Genomic DNA, 15723 nt, shown 5'->3' with positions numbered 1-15723 from the left:
TAATGCTCGTTTCTACAAAGGTAGAAACATTTTTACAAAAAAATACAAATACAATCTGATTTATTATCAAATATCTAATAAACCATATCGCTTTTGTAAATCCAGCAATTTCATTCTGGCTTCACCAGCATTATCAGCCAAATCAGCAAATTCAACAAACCGACGTAACTCCTTTCTTAATAGATTGCGTTCAACTTCTATTGTTTCTCTATCTAAATGTGGTGGCAAAACAATCATATCGAATATAGTTGCACGTTCTTTACTTGGATGAGGGCGTAAAACTCGCCCTCGTCGCTGGATAAACTGACGCGGATTACCAGAACTTGATAAAATCACCGCAGTTTGAATTGCAGGAATATCGACACCTTCATCCAAACAACGAATTGCCACCAAACCTTGCAATTCACCACTTTCAAATTGACAACGTAATAGTTCCCTTTCTTCTAAAGAAGTTTGAGCCGTATAGGTGCTAACCTTGTAACCTATTTCTACTCCGAGAATTTTGGCAACAGCTTTGAGTTGACGTAACGATGAACGTTGTCCTGTTTCCGGTGAACCATCACTACAATAAAAAAGCGTGTGACTAGTTTCGCGGCGAGTTGCCATTAAATCGCGCAAAGCATTTAATTTATTTTCGGCTGCACCAATTAACCTTGCCCTTTGCATTAATAATGGCTTTAAATCTTCATTTTCTTCAAATCCTGCTTGTCCGTTTTCTCGTTCTCTATATAGTAGCGATCGCCCAATTTTTTTAGTTAACTTTAAATAAGCAATACTTTCTGCTTCAGTTAACTCCACCAACACCGGATAATAGAGATAATGTACCAAAGCACCGCAGGCGATCGCATCCCTTAAAGTGAACTCTGGCTGAAGAACCGGACCAAAATAATCAAATAAAGATTGCGTCCCTAAATCATCAAAATATCTCTCCGGCGTAGCAGATAAAGCGAGTCTCAACCCAACACGGCGCGGCAAACTTTCCTCTAACTTGGGTGCGCCTAAATTATGCGCCTCATCGCCAATAATTAAAGTTTTCGCAGGAAAATATTTGAGTTGAGATTGAAACCCGTCTCCAATTAAAGTCGAGTTCGTAGTAATAACCGTGACAAAACTTTGCGAACCAGAACGCAGATTATAAATTTGCCCTGAAAGTTGACTTTGCCAAGTGCGTAAATTTTCAAAGGCTAAAATCGGTTGCAAATTAAATTTTTCACATTCTCTTGCCCACTGGGCGACAAGATGGCGATAGGGACACACCACCAACAGTACTTGTAAATTAATCTGCTGATATAATTCACAAGCGATCGCCAATGCCGTAATAGTTTTACCACTACCAGTAGCCATTTTGAGCGTCCCTCTACCATTATTAGCAAACCAGTTGGCGATCGCTTCTTGCTGATATTGCCGCAATTGCAAAGATGGAGGCTTTCGTGGACATCCTGGTAATGGTTGCGATGTTTGATAACTGCCCTTACTTTCTCTCGCAAATGGTGGTTTTAAGCGGAAAGTGGGCAGTTGCCGCACTGGATTTGCCGTCAAGTACATATGTTAAGCACAAACTAAATTATTTATTGGGCATTGGGCATAGGGCATAGGGCATAGGGCATTGAGCATTGGTTATGAATTCTTCTCCCCATCTCCCCATCTCCCCACGCCCCATTCCCCAATTCAGTTGTAACCCCGCCAAACACCAATCAGTGAACCCTGCACCTGCACTTGCATCGCGCTGACTTCAATGGGATTGTACTTAGAATTTGCTGGTTTGAGAGTAACGCGATCGCCTTGACGATAAAAACGTTTTAATGTTGTACCGAATCCATCAACTCTCGCGGCAACGATAGTACCATTTTTCAAATGATTTGGTTCTGCTACTGGACGCAAGAATACCACATCGCCATCAGCAATTAAATCCTCAATCATACTATCGCCAGCTACCCGCAAAGCGTAGGTTTGGGGAGGTAACGATAAATTAGAAAAGTCTAAATGATCTACAGCATCAGTAAATGGTTCTATTAAACCACCAGCAGCGATTGTCCCCAAAATTGGTATGCCTTGTTTAACAGAACGCAAAATTCTAATCGTTCTTGCTTGCCCTTCAGTCCATTCTATATATCCTTTAGTACGTAAATGTTCTAAACGACTTTGAATTGGTGCTGGCGACTTCAAATTCATCGCTTGCATCATTTGGCGAATTGAAGGCGAATGCTGATGCGTTCGGATATATTCTGCCAACCATTCGTAAAGTTCTTGTTGAGCTTCCGTTAGACGTTCCATAAATTTTTGGGAAGTAATTATAAATGTCTCTAGAACATTAGTACTACAAAAAACTCCCCATAGGCAATAGAAAAGTAAAAATATTAGAGGCAAAAGTAAGAATATTTTTTTCTTTTCTTCCACCTATTTATTGTTGTTTTTTTTAAATAACTCGTCAAGAGTCAGTCGCACGTCGCTATTCTGACTCTTATATTTTGTACAGACGCGATGAATCGCGTCTCTACTTCCTTCATTCTGCGCCTAAAATACTAGCAAGTAAAGCCTTTTGGGCGTGGAGGCGATTTTCTGCTTGTTCCCAAACTCGTGATTGAGAACCTTCAATAACTGCTTCAGTAATTTCTTCACCACGATGGGCTGGTAAGCAGTGTAAAACAATTGCCTGTGGGTCAGCAAGGCTCAATAACTGCTCAGAAATTTGGTAAGGTTGGAAAATTGGCAGGCGGTTGTCTGCTTCTGCTTCTTGTCCCATACTTGCCCAAACATCAGTATAAAGTACAGCACTTCCTTTGGCGGCTAATTCTGGGTCGTGAGTGAGTAGGACTTCAGTTTTATTATTAGCGATCGCTCTTGCTTGCTCTACAATTTTAGAATCTGGCTCAAATCCTTTGGGAGTGGCAATTCTGACATTCATTCCCACCAAAGCACAGCCCAACATCAAAGAATTAGCTACATTATTTCCATCACCCACATAGGTTAAAGTTAACCCAGAAAGGTTGCCAAAAGCTTCTTGAATTGTCAATAAATCAGCTAATACTTGACAGGGATGTTCTGCATCAGTTAGGGCATTAATGACTGGAATCTTGGCATAGTTAGCAAAAGTTTCCAATTCCTGCTGTGCAAAGGTGCGAATTGCCAAAATATCCAGATATCTATCTAAGACTCGCGCCGTATCTTGTATGGGTTCCCCACGACTTACTTGAGTAACATTGGGGTTAAGATCGATTACCTGTCCGCCAAGTTGATACATCGCCACAGTAAAACTTACCCGCGTGCGAGTTGAAGCTTTAGAGAACAACAACCCTAACACTTTATTACACTGTAACTTCAGCTGTTTGGTTTTAAGTTGAGTTGCCAATTGCAGAAGTTCTTGGATTTCCGTTGGACTAATGTCCGCCAGACTTAATAAATCTCGTCCGTTCAACGCTGCCATGCTTGTGATGTGTAAAGAACAATTATATAATTCTGTTTCTTTACCCAGCCGTGTCAAAAAAGTACAATTTTGCAAATGTACCAGATATTTTGGCGTCCAGCCCAGGATTTGAGTTAGCTTTTGCTATGAATATTAATTTACCAACATTATTCGCGATCGCAATAATTGATTTTTAGGAACCTCGCATTTTGAAGGCGCATCCAAGCATCCATACTTGAAAAACTAGCGAACTTGGCAAAATCTCAGATTTTCTAGATTAATTTACTATCAAAGCAGTCATTCCCCACTCCCTATTTCCCAGGCAAATATTTTTTAGCGATCGCCCTAGACAAATACTTTGATTATGCTAAAATTAGAAATTGTGGTTGCTACTTGAGAGCAAAGCTTACAAAAAACTCGCCAGCATAGCACAGTGGTAGTGCATCCGACTTGTAATCGGAAGGTCGTCGGTTCAAATCCGACTGCTGGCTTTGAATTAAAACCCCGCTAGATGCGGGGTTTTGGCGTTTTAGTGACAAATTATTTGTCCGCGTTTTCTGCGGTTTACTGTATTAATATTACCTAAAATTACCCTGAAATATGGTTAACTGTGGAAGTGATTTAGTTCAGAATTAGTTCAGTGAAGTGGACTCTTGACGAGGTTAACGGGCGATTGAAAGCTGGGAATGTGGGGGTGGTGGTGTGCCAGAGGGGCGATCGCTTATCTTTGCGTGGAACTTTCCCGCCAAAGCCTCTAAGCAATAAATTAGTTTGGCATCAGCAGTATTTATCCTTGGGGATATATGCAAATCCCGCAGGGCTGCAACGAGCCGAAGCAGAGGCGAAGGAAATTGGTGGATTGCTGGCCAGCGGAAGATTTGACTGGGGTAAATATCTGGGAGAAGAGAAAGAGCGATTGCTCACCTGTGGCTATTGGGTGGATAAATTCAAGCAGGAATACAACGCCTGCAATGGCGATGACCCGACCAAGCAGCAGACTTGGAAGCGCCATTACGAAGCTTGTTTTAACAAGTTGCCACAGAACGAAAATCTAACGCCTGAAATTTTAATTACCACTGTCGTCAGCACTCCCGCTAACACTTGGACGCGCCGAACGATGTGCCAAAAACTTGAGCAGCTAGCAAAGTTTGCTGGAGTGAAAGTTGACTTGAAAAAATATCAAGGCGAGTATTCCAGCAGCAAACAAATTATTCGCCAGTTACCATCAGAAGAAGAAATTGCGGCCGTGAGGGATGCAATTTCTCATTCTGAATGGCAGTGGGTTTTTGGTGTAATGTCTTGCTTTGGACTTCGGCCTCATGAGTCCTTCTATAGTGAAGTCAGTTCTGTTCATCCCTACACCTGCACTGTCGCTGACGGTAAAACAGGTGAAAGAATTGTTTATCCGCTGCCACTGGAATGGGTAATTCAATGGAAGCTATGGGAAAACAAAAAACCCTCCAAAGTAAGCTTGGAAGGCGTGACCGATAAAGATTTGGGAAGTCGGGTCTACAAGGCTTTAAGACGCTATGGTGTAAATTTTAAGCCGTATAATTTAAGGCATAGTTACGCGATCCGCGCCGCCACAAAATACAAAGTTCCAATTATTGTTGCTGCCAAATGGATGGGGCACTCACCCACAGTTCACACAAACACCTACGGCAGGCATCTTACAGATATTGACCATCAAGAAATATTTGAGCGCATTAACGAGCAGTTTTATTTACGGTGAGGAGCCTCTTGGCGGAGTTGTCAAAGCTTTTTCTATTGACCACCCACGCTTGTAAATGCGATCCCACAAAGAATGTTTGGCTATTCCGACTTTCTTAGCCCATTGACTTAGTGTTAGGCATTCGTTGTTCCATTCAATTATAAGTGCCTCTCTTTTAGGGCGAGGCTGAATGGATATCGCTTCAGAAAGACTAAGCTTCTTTCGGAGTCGTCCGTGAAGCGTTGTGTAAGGTATTTGAAAAATTTCAGCCCACTCCGCCAAAGTTTTAACCTCACCATCATGCTCGACATACCTATTAACTCTGGTGTTCCGCACCTGTTCTTTATGTGTAGCCCATCTGCAATTTTCTGGATAATAACCTTTGTTGACATCTATCCTATCTATGCTGTGCGAATTTGTTGGTGGTTCGCCCATATCCGCAAAGAAGTTGGCAAACTCCATCCAGCGATGTCTTCGACAAAGCTTCGCTAACGCATACAGAGATTCCGCGCCCTCCATACAGAGGATACCTGGCATTTTTGGGATTCGTGCAACGCTGGATAATGCCTGACCAACTGGAATAGGCTCTAGTGTTGGATTTACCATGAACTGTTGATTGTTGCGCCAGCATTTGCCTTTGTAAGCATCCACATGATTTTGTCTTTCCGCTTGTAAGAGAATAGGCTCGAACAGTTGTTTGAACCCCGCAGTCACAAAGACAATTCCATCTTGTACCTCTGTTGCTTTGGGCTTGAGATATAACTGTGAGCCTTCCAAACTTTTCACCTAGCGTTACTTTAATTTGTCGCACAATGAGCATCCGTACTAGTGAGTAGATCGCCGTCATTCACGGGGAGCAAATTCCACCCCTTCCAAAAATTTCAACTGCTTTGGCGTGACTTGATGAGTAAACATTCCAGGACGAAATCTGTCGCGCCACACATTAGCTGGGCAAAAGTCAATCCGAGCGTTGATAGCGCATTGTTCGTCGTCCTGGGGTCTGTCGCCTACAAAATAGCAGTCTTCGATCTTGTCTGAGATTTCGCAGTAACCATTGCGAACATATTGAATCATTCCGATGCCCGGTTTGCGATAGCTGTCAGTCACACCCTCCAATTGGCGACTTTCGCTCCATATCCCTCTACCAACGCTAATGAGCCTTTCCCCATCAAAATCAGGGCAAAAAAGAATCAATTCTAGCTTGGGGAATAGTTCGAGAGTGAACTGCATCTCGGCGATCGCATCTTCTATCGATTTACGCGGCTTGCCCGTTGCCGGATCGATCGCGCTACAGCCACCTTGATTCGATACCCCAATCACCGTCCATCCCTGGTTGTGATAATGAGATACCGCTTTATCTGCTCCCTCCATCACCTTCACATCCTGGGGATGCTGTTTGAAGGTATGCCCTGAAATCGTCTCGGTAGCAGTTCCGTCAATATCCAGAAATAAGATTTTCACCATTTTAATTACCACTCCATTAGTTAAAATTTCAACTCAAAAATTTTAATTCGCTGCGACTGGACTAGACCTCAAATACTCCAAGAACTCTTGCAGCTGTTTATCATTTAAATGCTGGCGCGATCGCACCTTAAACAACTCAAATAGCGCGTTTTGAGCTTGCTTGACGGAAATATTTTTCCGCTTCAAGAGCGATTCGATCTCGGCATTCAGCAGATTGCGATCTACTGGGGGAGGAGATAGGGGCGCAACTGCTGTGGTTGGAGCAGATGACGGTTTTTTGGGCGAACTCACATGAGTCATCGCATGAGTTTTGTATTGTTCAGCTAGTCGTCGTACTTCTTGCTCCATCTGGTCAGACAATTGGACTCGATTCTCCCAGAGGTACCGAACAACAGACGGTTGATCGTCTAAATAGCGTCCCACGCCCCAAGATTCGGCCGCGTTCTTCAACCCCTCAGCGGCAAGTCTATCGGCTGCACTGCCACGGGTCATTTCATTGCCTTTACTGCTTTGCAATGAGATAGGGACAGATGCGATCGCTTCCTTCCTCACCCCCAAAATCGTAATCCCGCACCTACAGATAGCATCGTTACCCATGTATTGAATTTCGGAATAGTCGCTCATCCAGTCTGGCGCAACTTCGTCTAGCCGCTCCCTGATAGTTTGCCAGCGAAGAAAAACCCACTTTTTATTGCTTCCTGGAAGTTCTCGGACTTCGTGTAAATCAGCAGGAAATAGCTTTTTAAGTTCGGACTGAATGCGGCGTAATTCGTCCCTAACTTCTGGAGTAATCATTTTCACCGTTATTAATAGACGCGATTTTGAAAGACGTGAGGGGCATTTCGCCCCTCGGATAAACAATTTAATTTTTACTTATCGCTTGCCACTACCTCTATGTGGCACATCATCGTCAAGCGTAGGAGCTTGGGTTGTAGAGTTTGCGTGTGTTAGATCGGCAGCTTGAACAATAGGTGCAAAAATAATAGTAGATATTGTCAATGCAAGCAAAGTTGAGATAGGCTTCATGGTATTCATCAAATGAGGGTGAATGGGCGATCGCTTTACGTTTTCCAGACCAGAGCGATCGCTTTTGATTTATTAGGTGGTCACCTGCTACGAACAGGCGTCTAAAACTTTTTAAGCCGCTACTAATTCAAGTTCTGATGCTCCGAGTTGCTGCCAGTCCTGAGCCGTAAGTTCATCAAATGGCTTATCTAAAAGCATTTCCTCTTCAAAGAGCAGTGGCGTAGTCCGAAGTGATAGCGCTATTTTTACTGCTTCAATATGTTTATCTTTGAAGCCTTCTTGGTCGTGTCGGTGTTCGTAATGGGGACAAGTGCAAGACTCAGATTTTAGGTCAACTTCGTAGCGTTTAGATTCTTGTCCTGACTTGTGGCTGTAAACCGCATAAACATTCGGGCGAGTAGTTGCAAAAACTTCCAGTGCGGGTTTCTCTGGCTGTGTTTGGAGTCTGGCAACAGCTAACAACGACTCTTTGATCGCAATCCCAAAATCAACCAACACCATGTCGCCGGTGAGATTGGTTTTGTATCCATCTTTGACAGATGCAATGCGAGCCAAAACACCATTAACGTTTGCCTGCCATCTACCGTTTGCCACTTTCTCGAAAACTATTGCCTGACTGCTCGAATCGTCAGCAGGAATGGGCGAAATGTCCCGGAAACCGCGCTCAAAACCCATCCGATAGCAAGGATCGCCTGACTGCATTTCTAGTCCTGCAACAGCATCTTGGTAGCCTTTTTGATTCATCGCTAGCCGTTGGTTTTCAAGTGCAATTTCCTCGGCTTGAGCTTTGATATGGGCTTCTAATTCCGTTTGGGCAACTGCTTGTTCGTCAGATGGGGCTAGCGCCTTTTGAAGCTGTTGCTGTGCCTTCAGAATGTCATTGATGCAATCAGAGCAGCTGCGACGACGGGTGATTCCTTTTGAATCGCATATCTCCCACAACTGGTTCCTGGAAAATTTTTCAAGTTGTTCTTTTGAGTAAACTGGGTGTGCCATAATTTCTTGTACCTGATCTAACTAAGAGGGTTCCATCGAGGCGATTTGCTTTCAGTTGTCGAGGCTGGGGAGCGATCGCCTTTTTGGTTGCCATGAATCTAATGTACAACAATTGTCGCACCTTGGCGAACGTTGTGAGACAAATTTATATAAAATCATAAAAAGTCGTTCTATACTTGAATCACAGCGTTAGACTTAGGAGCAAGCAAGTGGCAATGAAGGCAGACGACAGATTAACGTTCCGTCTACCCACAAGTAAAAAAACCGAGTTTTTAGCAAAAGTTGAGAGAGAGGGGAAGAAGTCGTCGGAAGTATTAAATGAGTTAGTTGAAAGATATCTACAGCAGCAATTAGAGCAAAATTCTGACATAGAAGAAATCAAACAGCGACTAACCAAACTTGAGGAAAAATTCATGGGGGAATCCGCCGCCTGAGAGAAGAAAATCAGTCTCTCAGGCATCAGCACAATTTAATTTCACGGATAGTCAAAAAAAGCCCGCTTCATGACGATGAAAGCGGGCTTTAAGTTTTTCGCTGTTTTGTCTAACAAAGTTAAATTTTTGTTGTACAGTTAATTTAAAGCGATCGCCATTAACCGCGATCGCTTTTGATGTAAGAGCGAATCGCACCTCCCGAAAAGCGAGTCGCCCCGCCCAAGCTAGGGGGCAAAAAACCGCGTGCTGCTGCCCTGATATCGGTAGCCAATTGCTGGCACATCCGCCCTACAGGATGACTTCAGGCGCCGTTTCCTCTGCCTTGGGTTACCAAACTTTGAAAACTGAAATTATGACTGACAAACAAAAACTGACACTTTCTGAAATCATGGCACGACCAATGCCGCCAATTGATGCAGAAACCCAACAAGAACTCGATGCCTTGGAAAGCTTGTTTCCTGAGAAGTAAGAAGCATCTTTGACGCTTGAACGAACAAATCATCGGAGCTTGGATTTAACTCCGACGATTCAACAGAACCTTTGAAAATTAAATGTGGCTACCTTGACAGCGCCATTGTCAGGCGACTTGGGTAGAGGTGGATGGGGAAATTAGACAGTCCTGAAAAATTTTTCAGGAACTACCAACCACGAGCGCCAATAGTTTGACAGTAATACTTCATAGCTGTGCTACCTGGAGCATCCCCACGGGCAGGAATTTCCTGGCTATCCTTGCCCTCGCTTATCTTCTTTCCTGTATTACCGTTATAAACTCTATGCCCAACTATCCACAATTTTTCATCACCACAAGCAGCATGAAGCGCATACTCATACATCAACTCATTTTTGAGTTGGTAAATCTTGATGACGCTTCCAAATTTTTTATCTGTCTCGCCCATTGTGGTGGTGTCTAGCAAAAACGGATCGCCATTGCTATCGGAACCGACATCCACGTATTTTTGGGTGTCTTGGGCAAGCGCAAATCCATTGGTACTTGAAAGTGAAATTGCCGCAACAGATAACACACCGATTAATCGCTTGAGGTAATTCATGCTGGATAGTGGCTGGTTAATACTTCCTTCTTTTGTAGTCTTTTGCTACTTCACAGTGTTGCAGCAAGGACACTGAAAAACATTTGAAGTTTGCGTAAACTTCAAAGAAAAGTTTTTCATGGTTCACCACCTCTGGCACTCCTGAGCCGATTTAACTTTCTCGCATCTTCTAGGTTTCTAGTAAGTGGCGAATCCACGCCGATTGCATTCAATAGCCGACAGATGAGCGCAAACCCAACCGGAATGCCCACCAGATACCAGGCATATCTCTGGGCGAAAAATTTGATTCTCACTTATAGCAATCCTCGGTATTTTTATATCCCTTTGCCGATTCGCAAGCAGCAATTTCGGCTTGCTTTGCGGCATCATCAAACTGCCGAACCGTTGGTGTATTGATAGCGTTACTGAGGAAAGTAAGAATTGCGATCGCTCCCGAAACTATTATCAACAACGCTACAAGCGGGTTGACGCTTCCCTTGGGCTTTTGCTCTTCCATAAAACTTTTATCTGGAATAGGACTGTATTTAGCAATCCCAAAACCAGATCGCGTCTAACCCACTTTGTGAAAAATTTTTCACATTCCAAACGAGGATGACTACCGTCCTCGCTTGGAGCGGACACTTAAAAAGTGTCTGCTTGCCAAAACAAAACCTGCGTAGTGTCGTTTTCCAGGCTTCACTACGCAGGGCGGTTCTCACAAACTCTGAAGTTTATGACTAATTCAACAATACCAGACCCTGCAACCTATTGCACTTTTGAACCCATTCGGCGGCACAAACGCCTTCCTCCCGACCAAATGCGGTACAGGAAAAAGCTCTTAATCGAGCGATACGGCTACCAATGCTTCTGGTGCAACTGTGACCTGACGCCACAAACATTAACCATCGACCACTTCATTCCATTATCCAAAGGAGGCAGCAACAAACTAATAAATCTCAGACCAGCCTGCCGTCCATGCAATCAGGGGCGAGGTAATTCACTGCCAGAGGCGATAAGGGTCAGCGTCCGGCGCTGACCTAACTAGAGCTTTCGTCTTTCGGTGGTGGCACGTAAACCAGCAGATCGCCCGGTTGACAATTGAGAGCTTCGCAGTACTTCAAAAGCGTTTCCCTTTCTAGGCGCTCTGGCATCACGCGAGTATTTTTGTGTCGGCTCACAGTACCTGGGTGCAATCCTGTCATTCGGGCTAATTCTTTATAATCAACTTCTCTATCCGCCATCAATACAGCCAAGCGCCACTTAATCGGCATCAATTCATCCACAGTTCGGCAGACTTAAACTACCCCCCTTTTTTGCCGACTCTGTTTGCCCCATAAATTGCTGCAAGCACGATTGATTGTCAAGATGAATCCATTCACCGCTACGATGAATGCAAAAATCCCAGAAGTACAATAAAAATTGTTAACCACCTCAAAATCTAAATTAATGATTTGGTGTTTATGCCAAATCGCGCAAGCAAAAGGATCTCGCATACGGGCTACAGCTCTTGCTCTTGCTCCAAAACCTCGTCTTCGAGTCTGATGCGCCGAAATTCGTTAGAAAGAGTAGCAGAGATGGAAATTTTTGAAATTTCCGTCATCTTACCCAACTTACTCTATGAACGAAATCAGCAACAAACTTAGAGATTACAGAATCAATGCCCTAGCAAACTTTGTTGGCGAATTAATTCCCTTAATGGAAGCTGAAGGATTTTCCTTTGGTGATTTTGCTATGGCTCAATCGCTCTGGGCAGAGAATCAGCCCGAATGGCAGGATTCAGCCTTCTACCTAGAGCAAGCTGCTAATCCTCCAAAACATCCACTAGGTCAGCCGCCAAAAGTTGAATAAGACGCAATCTTTCCTTCTTATTCAACAAATTGGCTTGCAGCAAGACCTCCTCTGCAACTTCTGGCTGAGGGCGCCTGAAGAGATCCTCTCCAAGGATCTCAGCCAGAATTTCAATTAATGGCTGCTTTGAATCCTCTGCGATCGCAATCAGCCCATCCAACCCAGGAGAGCTAACGCAATCCTCCCAATTGCGGACAGTTCCCGGCGATACCCCTAGAGCTTTAGCAAACTGCGCTAGGGTTCGCCTTCCTTTAATTCGTCTGACAATTTCTGCCGTGCGCTCTCTTGCTTGCTCGTCCATATCGCTGCCTTGAAAAGTTCAGTTCAGAGGTGATTTCCGCCCTGGCTTTTCGCTAAAAATCTTGCTCACAGATCATACAGATCATAAAAGCAAACACCCAATATGTGATATATACTTAGTAGCATCAGCAAATTGCTGCTAAATAGCAATAAATTACTGCTGTAATTACGAGGTTATTTCATGTCCATACCAACCGGCTGCGTATCCCGTTGCTATAACATCCCAAAACCCCTTGACAAAAGGTTGCGTGAGAACGCTAAGAAGCGACGCACAACAATGACAGCCTTGCTCGTTGAAGCGCTTGAGAATCTTCTTGACAAAGACGAGGCTCGAAGCAGAAGAAGACAGCAAAAAGAGGCGGCATAGCTATGGAGCAAAGTCCACCCTTCGGGTTCAGCAGTTCGGACTCGACGGAAACCGCCAAGATTCCGACTGCCTCACCATATCAAATACAAAAAGCCCAAAAGCTGGTTGACGATGAACAGCTAAGGGCAATAACTAAAGATGCTGTCAAAGAAGTTCTGGTAGAAATGCTAGGACTCAATACGATCCAAACTCAAAGGCAGTGGTACGACACCGAGCAAGCTTACAGCCGCCTCGATTTAGATTCAGCCGAACAGCTGCGAATCATGGTCAGGGACGGAACCTTGCGACTAGAACACGAAGTTCGGGATGTGCGATCGCCCAATTCCCAAGTCCCACGCTATCAATTTCACATTGAAAAATGCTCTACTCGGTTGCTGCAACGCCCTGAGAAGCGCCGATCTGTCCCTCTTGGCACTCGAAAAAGCAACAAAAAAATCGCGTAGTTTGACAAGAACTGACGCGACACAAAAATTAACGTTAACTTACCATTATGGCACAAAACCTAAAATCCTGGAACCCTCACGAGATAGAGGTTCCCAGCCGCTTGAGTATCAATGAAGACGCCGTTACAGAAGTTCTTGAAAAATTTTCCACAAACGGAAATATCCCCGACATCATCATCAGCGAATCAGGGCAATTGATTGATAGTATCGACGCCCTAGAAGCAGCGAAAAGACTGGATCAAGAGGTGGTAATGGTGACAGTCCAGCCAAAACCATCAGAATCATTACTTACCGCGATCGCCGCCGATTTACTCTACGTTCACCCCTTGAACTCTTCGATTTATGGCGATAACGAAGACTTGTCTGCCCTGAAAGAAGCGATATCGCAGACTGGTTGGATCAAGCCTTTGGTTGTCACTCCTGATGGGCAAGGAAAATATCGCGTGGTGAGCGGTAACAGCTGTTTCAAGGTTGGTTGCGAATTAGGGAGAGGTGAATTCAACTGTGAAGTTAAAATTTTCACCTCAGAACAAGAGGAACTCAAAACCCTCTTAGCAGGTAATGTGGGCAGGGAAAAAACGATCGAGCAGAAAGTCAGAGAAGGCTTGTTGTGGGAGAAAATCGAGCGCGAGGAAGCCAAGAGTCGCCAGGGCAGAACGGGCGAGGGACAGGGAACAACCCGCGACATCATCGCCAAGCGCGTAGGACTTGGCTCCGGGGTGAATTACGAACACGCCGTAGCGGCCGTCAGGCAAATGGACGAATCCTCTTCCGCGCCATCTGGGAGCGTGCAGCATCATCGCCACCAGCAATTCAAACAGCTGTTATCAAGACCGCGTGGTGTAGATGCAGCCTACAAACTGGTCAAAGAATCCGCTCCTCCCGCCCCCAGCAAAACTCACACTTCGCAGTCGGGAAAGCGCTCTCTTACAAAATCCAGATCGGAGGAAACCTCCGCTCCGGTTTTGCGCTGGATACCCAAAGAACTCGATCGCGTGAAGATAATCGGCGGGCCATACGAAGGAAAAACTGCCACAGCGCGAATCATCCTTTCATTGGAAATAATGGCGCACATTGATGGCACTCCCGAAAACGAACGTAAAAACATCCCCTTGAGATATCTAGAACCTTTAAAAGAAGAATCCTCACAACCGCTCACATCCGTAACTCAAGAACTCAAGCAGCAACAGCAAAGCTTGGGACTGGGGACGCGATCGCAAATTTTTCCAGAAGCTCCTCGCAACGAGGGCGATCCGCGAGATTCAGTGCAGCCGTCGAGTATCAACCTCAAGCCAGAACCAGTGGAAGAGGTAGCGATCGCCTTACTCAAACTCACCCCCAAGCAGCTGTATGAGATGATGTGCCGGATTGAACCAGAACTGGATACGGATAGGCTAAATGCGATATGGAAAGCTCTAGAAAAATCTCTAGCACACAAGGCAGCATGACTCCCGAAATTACCTTGGATGCCGACACCTATCTCAACATCATTGCTGGCAAACCAGTAAAGACTACTCCAGAGATGGTGGCAATGGCTCAGGGCCGGCGCTGCAAATTAGTCAACGAGCTGACCAAGACGTATATGTTTTACCGTTTGCAAACAGTTGTTGGTGATTACGGCTACTGGGTGAAATGATGCAGCAACTAACTTTGTTTGATATCTCCACCACATTACCAGTGGAGTACATTGATGGCTTTTTGTCCAAATCCGAAGCTGACGAGTTATTCAAGCATTCCAAAACGTTGGCGTGGCGGCAAAACGAAATCAGAATGCTGGGCAAGCCCCTTCAAGTCCCTCGACTTGAGTGTATGTATGGCAAGGATGGCGCGAGTTATTTATACTCCAATAGCGTCAATCTTGAAGCGCTGCCTTGGACTTCTGAACTTTTGAATTTACGCGATCGCATCACAGCATTTTGCTCTCACGAATTCGATATCGCGATCGGCAATCGCTACCGCAACGGGCAAGACTCCATCGGCTGGCACTCAGACGACGAACCGTCAATGGGGTATCGTCCGGCGATCGCTTCCATTAGCCTGGGAGCGTGCCGAAAATTTTCAGTAAAGCCCAAAATCAAGGGCAGCAAAGCCACTCATTTCTGGCTTGAGCATGGCTCTTTGTTGTTGATGCTGCCTGGTTGTCAGGAGGGTTACGTTCATCAATTACCCAAAGATAATAGATGCCTCCTTGAACGAATCAACCTAACCTTCCGTCCTTACGGAAGATTCAAATGAGTGCAAGACCCGATTCGCCCTGGTATTATGCTCGCGCTTTTTACGCCTTAGTAAAAGCCGAATCAAAGCTGCACAGATTAGTCCGATTTGTTGGCAGAACTGAATCTTATCTTCAGTCCGAATCCGATGACGAAATGATTCTTAATTACCTCAACGAAATCGAACACCACCTAAATTATGCACGCCAAATAGCAAGCGATAAGCCAATGGATCTAACACAAAAAATTGAGGCTGAACTAGCTCTTAAAGACTGCAATGCTGGGCAGATCAAAGACACCACAGGCGCTACTTATCTTGAGATATTCGCAGTTCTCAAGCGGCTTGTTGATGAAGGTAAAGCATCTCACTACTTCGACAACAATTCAGCACTGACTTATCAACTTGTAAAACAGCCTTTCTGGAAAATTCGATGAAGCTCTCTTTCTAAAAAAAGAGGCTTCCTTCGCAGATTAAACGCGGACTACAAAG

Annotated in this window: 22 protein-coding genes and 1 tRNA gene; 10 read left to right on the top strand and 13 right to left on the bottom strand. The window is 44.7% G+C overall.

Features of this window, described 5'->3' with window-relative positions:
• Positions 1-66 precede the first annotated feature (66 nt).
• The 3 genes from NSTC745_RS32035 to argF form a co-directional block, all read right to left on the bottom strand.
• On the bottom strand, positions 67-1545 hold the full coding sequence (locus tag NSTC745_RS32035) for a DNA phosphorothioation system restriction enzyme (RefSeq protein ID WP_445634626.1): 1479 nt from the start codon (positions 1543-1545) through the stop codon (positions 67-69).
• Between the two features lie 123 nt (positions 1546-1668).
• The gene (lexA, locus tag NSTC745_RS32030) at positions 1669-2274 is read right to left on the bottom strand and encodes a transcriptional repressor LexA (protein ID WP_445634625.1); all 606 of its coding nucleotides are present in this window, start codon (positions 2272-2274) and stop codon (positions 1669-1671) included.
• A 229-nt stretch (positions 2275-2503) separates the two neighbouring features.
• Positions 2504-3424, bottom strand: a complete 921-nt coding sequence (gene argF, locus NSTC745_RS32025) for an ornithine carbamoyltransferase (RefSeq protein ID WP_445634624.1) — start codon at positions 3422-3424, stop codon at positions 2504-2506.
• A gap of 398 nt (positions 3425-3822) precedes the next feature.
• On the opposite strand from argF, the gene NSTC745_RS32020 reads away from it, so the two are divergent.
• A tRNA-Thr gene (locus NSTC745_RS32020) sits at positions 3823-3894 on the top strand.
• Between the two features lie 149 nt (positions 3895-4043).
• Positions 4044-5135 (top strand): integrase, encoded by a 1092-nt coding sequence (locus NSTC745_RS32015; RefSeq protein WP_445634623.1) that lies wholly within the window; start codon positions 4044-4046, stop codon positions 5133-5135.
• On the opposite strand, the gene NSTC745_RS32010 is transcribed toward NSTC745_RS32015, so the two are convergent.
• The 5 genes from NSTC745_RS32010 to NSTC745_RS31990 all read right to left on the bottom strand — a co-directional run bounded on the left by NSTC745_RS32010 (position 5127) and on the right by NSTC745_RS31990 (position 8600).
• On the bottom strand, positions 5127-5900 hold the full coding sequence (locus NSTC745_RS32010) for a hypothetical protein (RefSeq protein ID WP_445634622.1): 774 nt from the start codon (positions 5898-5900) through the stop codon (positions 5127-5129). The two genes, NSTC745_RS32015 and NSTC745_RS32010, sit on opposite strands and share 9 nt — an antisense overlap.
• Before the next feature lie 57 nt (positions 5901-5957).
• On the bottom strand, positions 5958-6578 hold the full coding sequence (locus tag NSTC745_RS32005) for a hypothetical protein (RefSeq protein WP_445634621.1): 621 nt from the start codon (positions 6576-6578) through the stop codon (positions 5958-5960).
• Between the two features lie 42 nt (positions 6579-6620).
• Entirely contained in the window at positions 6621-7373 is a 753-nt protein-coding gene (locus NSTC745_RS32000) for a Rad52/Rad22 family DNA repair protein (RefSeq protein ID WP_445634620.1), read from the bottom strand.
• Positions 7374-7451: 78 nt separating this feature from the next.
• Positions 7452-7604: a hypothetical protein gene (locus tag NSTC745_RS31995; protein ID WP_445634619.1), complete on the bottom strand. Its 153-nt coding sequence runs from the start codon at positions 7602-7604 to the stop codon at positions 7452-7454.
• A 111-nt stretch (positions 7605-7715) separates the two neighbouring features.
• Positions 7716-8600 (bottom strand): hypothetical protein, encoded by an 885-nt coding sequence (locus NSTC745_RS31990; RefSeq protein ID WP_445634618.1) that lies wholly within the window; start codon positions 8598-8600, stop codon positions 7716-7718.
• A gap of 215 nt (positions 8601-8815) precedes the next feature.
• On the opposite strand from NSTC745_RS31990, the gene NSTC745_RS31985 reads away from it, so the two are divergent.
• Entirely contained in the window at positions 8816-9034 is a 219-nt protein-coding gene (locus NSTC745_RS31985) for a hypothetical protein (protein ID WP_445634617.1), read from the top strand.
• 157 nt (positions 9035-9191) lie between these two features.
• Here NSTC745_RS31985 and NSTC745_RS31980 read toward each other — a convergent pair whose 3' ends face one another.
• The 3 genes from NSTC745_RS31980 to NSTC745_RS31970 all read right to left on the bottom strand — a co-directional run bounded on the left by NSTC745_RS31980 (position 9192) and on the right by NSTC745_RS31970 (position 10579).
• Entirely contained in the window at positions 9192-9317 is a 126-nt protein-coding gene (locus tag NSTC745_RS31980; RefSeq protein ID WP_445634616.1) for a hypothetical protein, read from the bottom strand.
• A 355-nt stretch (positions 9318-9672) separates the two neighbouring features.
• A complete protein-coding gene (locus NSTC745_RS31975; RefSeq protein ID WP_445634615.1) occupies positions 9673-10083 on the bottom strand; it encodes a hypothetical protein in 411 nt (136 codons plus the stop codon).
• 289 nt (positions 10084-10372) lie between these two features.
• A complete protein-coding gene (locus NSTC745_RS31970) occupies positions 10373-10579 on the bottom strand; it encodes a hypothetical protein (protein ID WP_445634614.1) in 207 nt (68 codons plus the stop codon).
• A 216-nt stretch (positions 10580-10795) separates the two neighbouring features.
• Between NSTC745_RS31970 and NSTC745_RS31965 the strand changes: the two genes are divergently transcribed.
• Positions 10796-11098 carry an HNH endonuclease gene (locus tag NSTC745_RS31965; RefSeq protein ID WP_445638730.1) on the top strand — a complete coding sequence of 101 codons (303 nt, stop codon included), beginning with the start codon at positions 10796-10798 and terminating at the stop codon, positions 11096-11098.
• A 1-nt stretch (position 11099) separates the two neighbouring features.
• Here NSTC745_RS31965 and NSTC745_RS31960 read toward each other — a convergent pair whose 3' ends face one another.
• On the bottom strand, positions 11100-11333 hold the full coding sequence (locus tag NSTC745_RS31960; protein ID WP_445634613.1) for a helix-turn-helix domain-containing protein: 234 nt from the start codon (positions 11331-11333) through the stop codon (positions 11100-11102).
• A 346-nt stretch (positions 11334-11679) separates the two neighbouring features.
• Between NSTC745_RS31960 and NSTC745_RS31955 the strand changes: the two genes are divergently transcribed.
• Positions 11680-11910: a hypothetical protein gene (locus NSTC745_RS31955; protein ID WP_445634612.1), complete on the top strand. Its 231-nt coding sequence runs from the start codon at positions 11680-11682 to the stop codon at positions 11908-11910.
• On the opposite strand, the gene NSTC745_RS31950 is transcribed toward NSTC745_RS31955, so the two are convergent.
• Positions 11864-12211, bottom strand: a complete 348-nt coding sequence (locus tag NSTC745_RS31950; RefSeq protein ID WP_445634611.1) for a helix-turn-helix domain-containing protein — start codon at positions 12209-12211, stop codon at positions 11864-11866. The genes NSTC745_RS31955 and NSTC745_RS31950 overlap by 47 nt on opposite strands.
• A 368-nt stretch (positions 12212-12579) precedes the next feature.
• Between NSTC745_RS31950 and NSTC745_RS31945 the strand changes: the two genes are divergently transcribed.
• From NSTC745_RS31945 to NSTC745_RS31925, 5 genes are read left to right on the top strand one after another with little or no spacing between them, the layout of a single operon-like run.
• Positions 12580-13020 carry a hypothetical protein gene (locus NSTC745_RS31945; protein WP_445634610.1) on the top strand — a complete coding sequence of 147 codons (441 nt, stop codon included), beginning with the start codon at positions 12580-12582 and terminating at the stop codon, positions 13018-13020.
• Positions 13021-13067: 47 nt separating this feature from the next.
• Positions 13068-14468 (top strand): hypothetical protein, encoded by a 1401-nt coding sequence (locus NSTC745_RS31940; protein WP_445634609.1) that lies wholly within the window; start codon positions 13068-13070, stop codon positions 14466-14468.
• On the top strand, positions 14465-14656 hold the full coding sequence (locus tag NSTC745_RS31935; RefSeq protein ID WP_445634608.1) for a hypothetical protein: 192 nt from the start codon (positions 14465-14467) through the stop codon (positions 14654-14656). Before NSTC745_RS31940 ends, NSTC745_RS31935 begins: the two co-directional genes overlap by 4 nt.
• Positions 14653-15255 carry an alpha-ketoglutarate-dependent dioxygenase AlkB family protein gene (locus tag NSTC745_RS31930; protein WP_445634607.1) on the top strand — a complete coding sequence of 201 codons (603 nt, stop codon included), beginning with the start codon at positions 14653-14655 and terminating at the stop codon, positions 15253-15255. Before NSTC745_RS31935 ends, NSTC745_RS31930 begins: the two co-directional genes overlap by 4 nt.
• Positions 15252-15668 (top strand): hypothetical protein, encoded by a 417-nt coding sequence (locus NSTC745_RS31925; protein WP_445634606.1) that lies wholly within the window; start codon positions 15252-15254, stop codon positions 15666-15668. The genes NSTC745_RS31930 and NSTC745_RS31925 overlap by 4 nt, the downstream gene beginning before the upstream one ends.
• The last annotated feature ends 55 nt before the right edge of the window (positions 15669-15723 follow it).

This window comes from Nostoc sp. DSM 114161 (genome assembly GCF_052692665.1).
The sequence above is the reverse complement of the archived record's forward strand: the minus strand, read 5'-3'. Positions and strand labels throughout refer to the sequence as shown.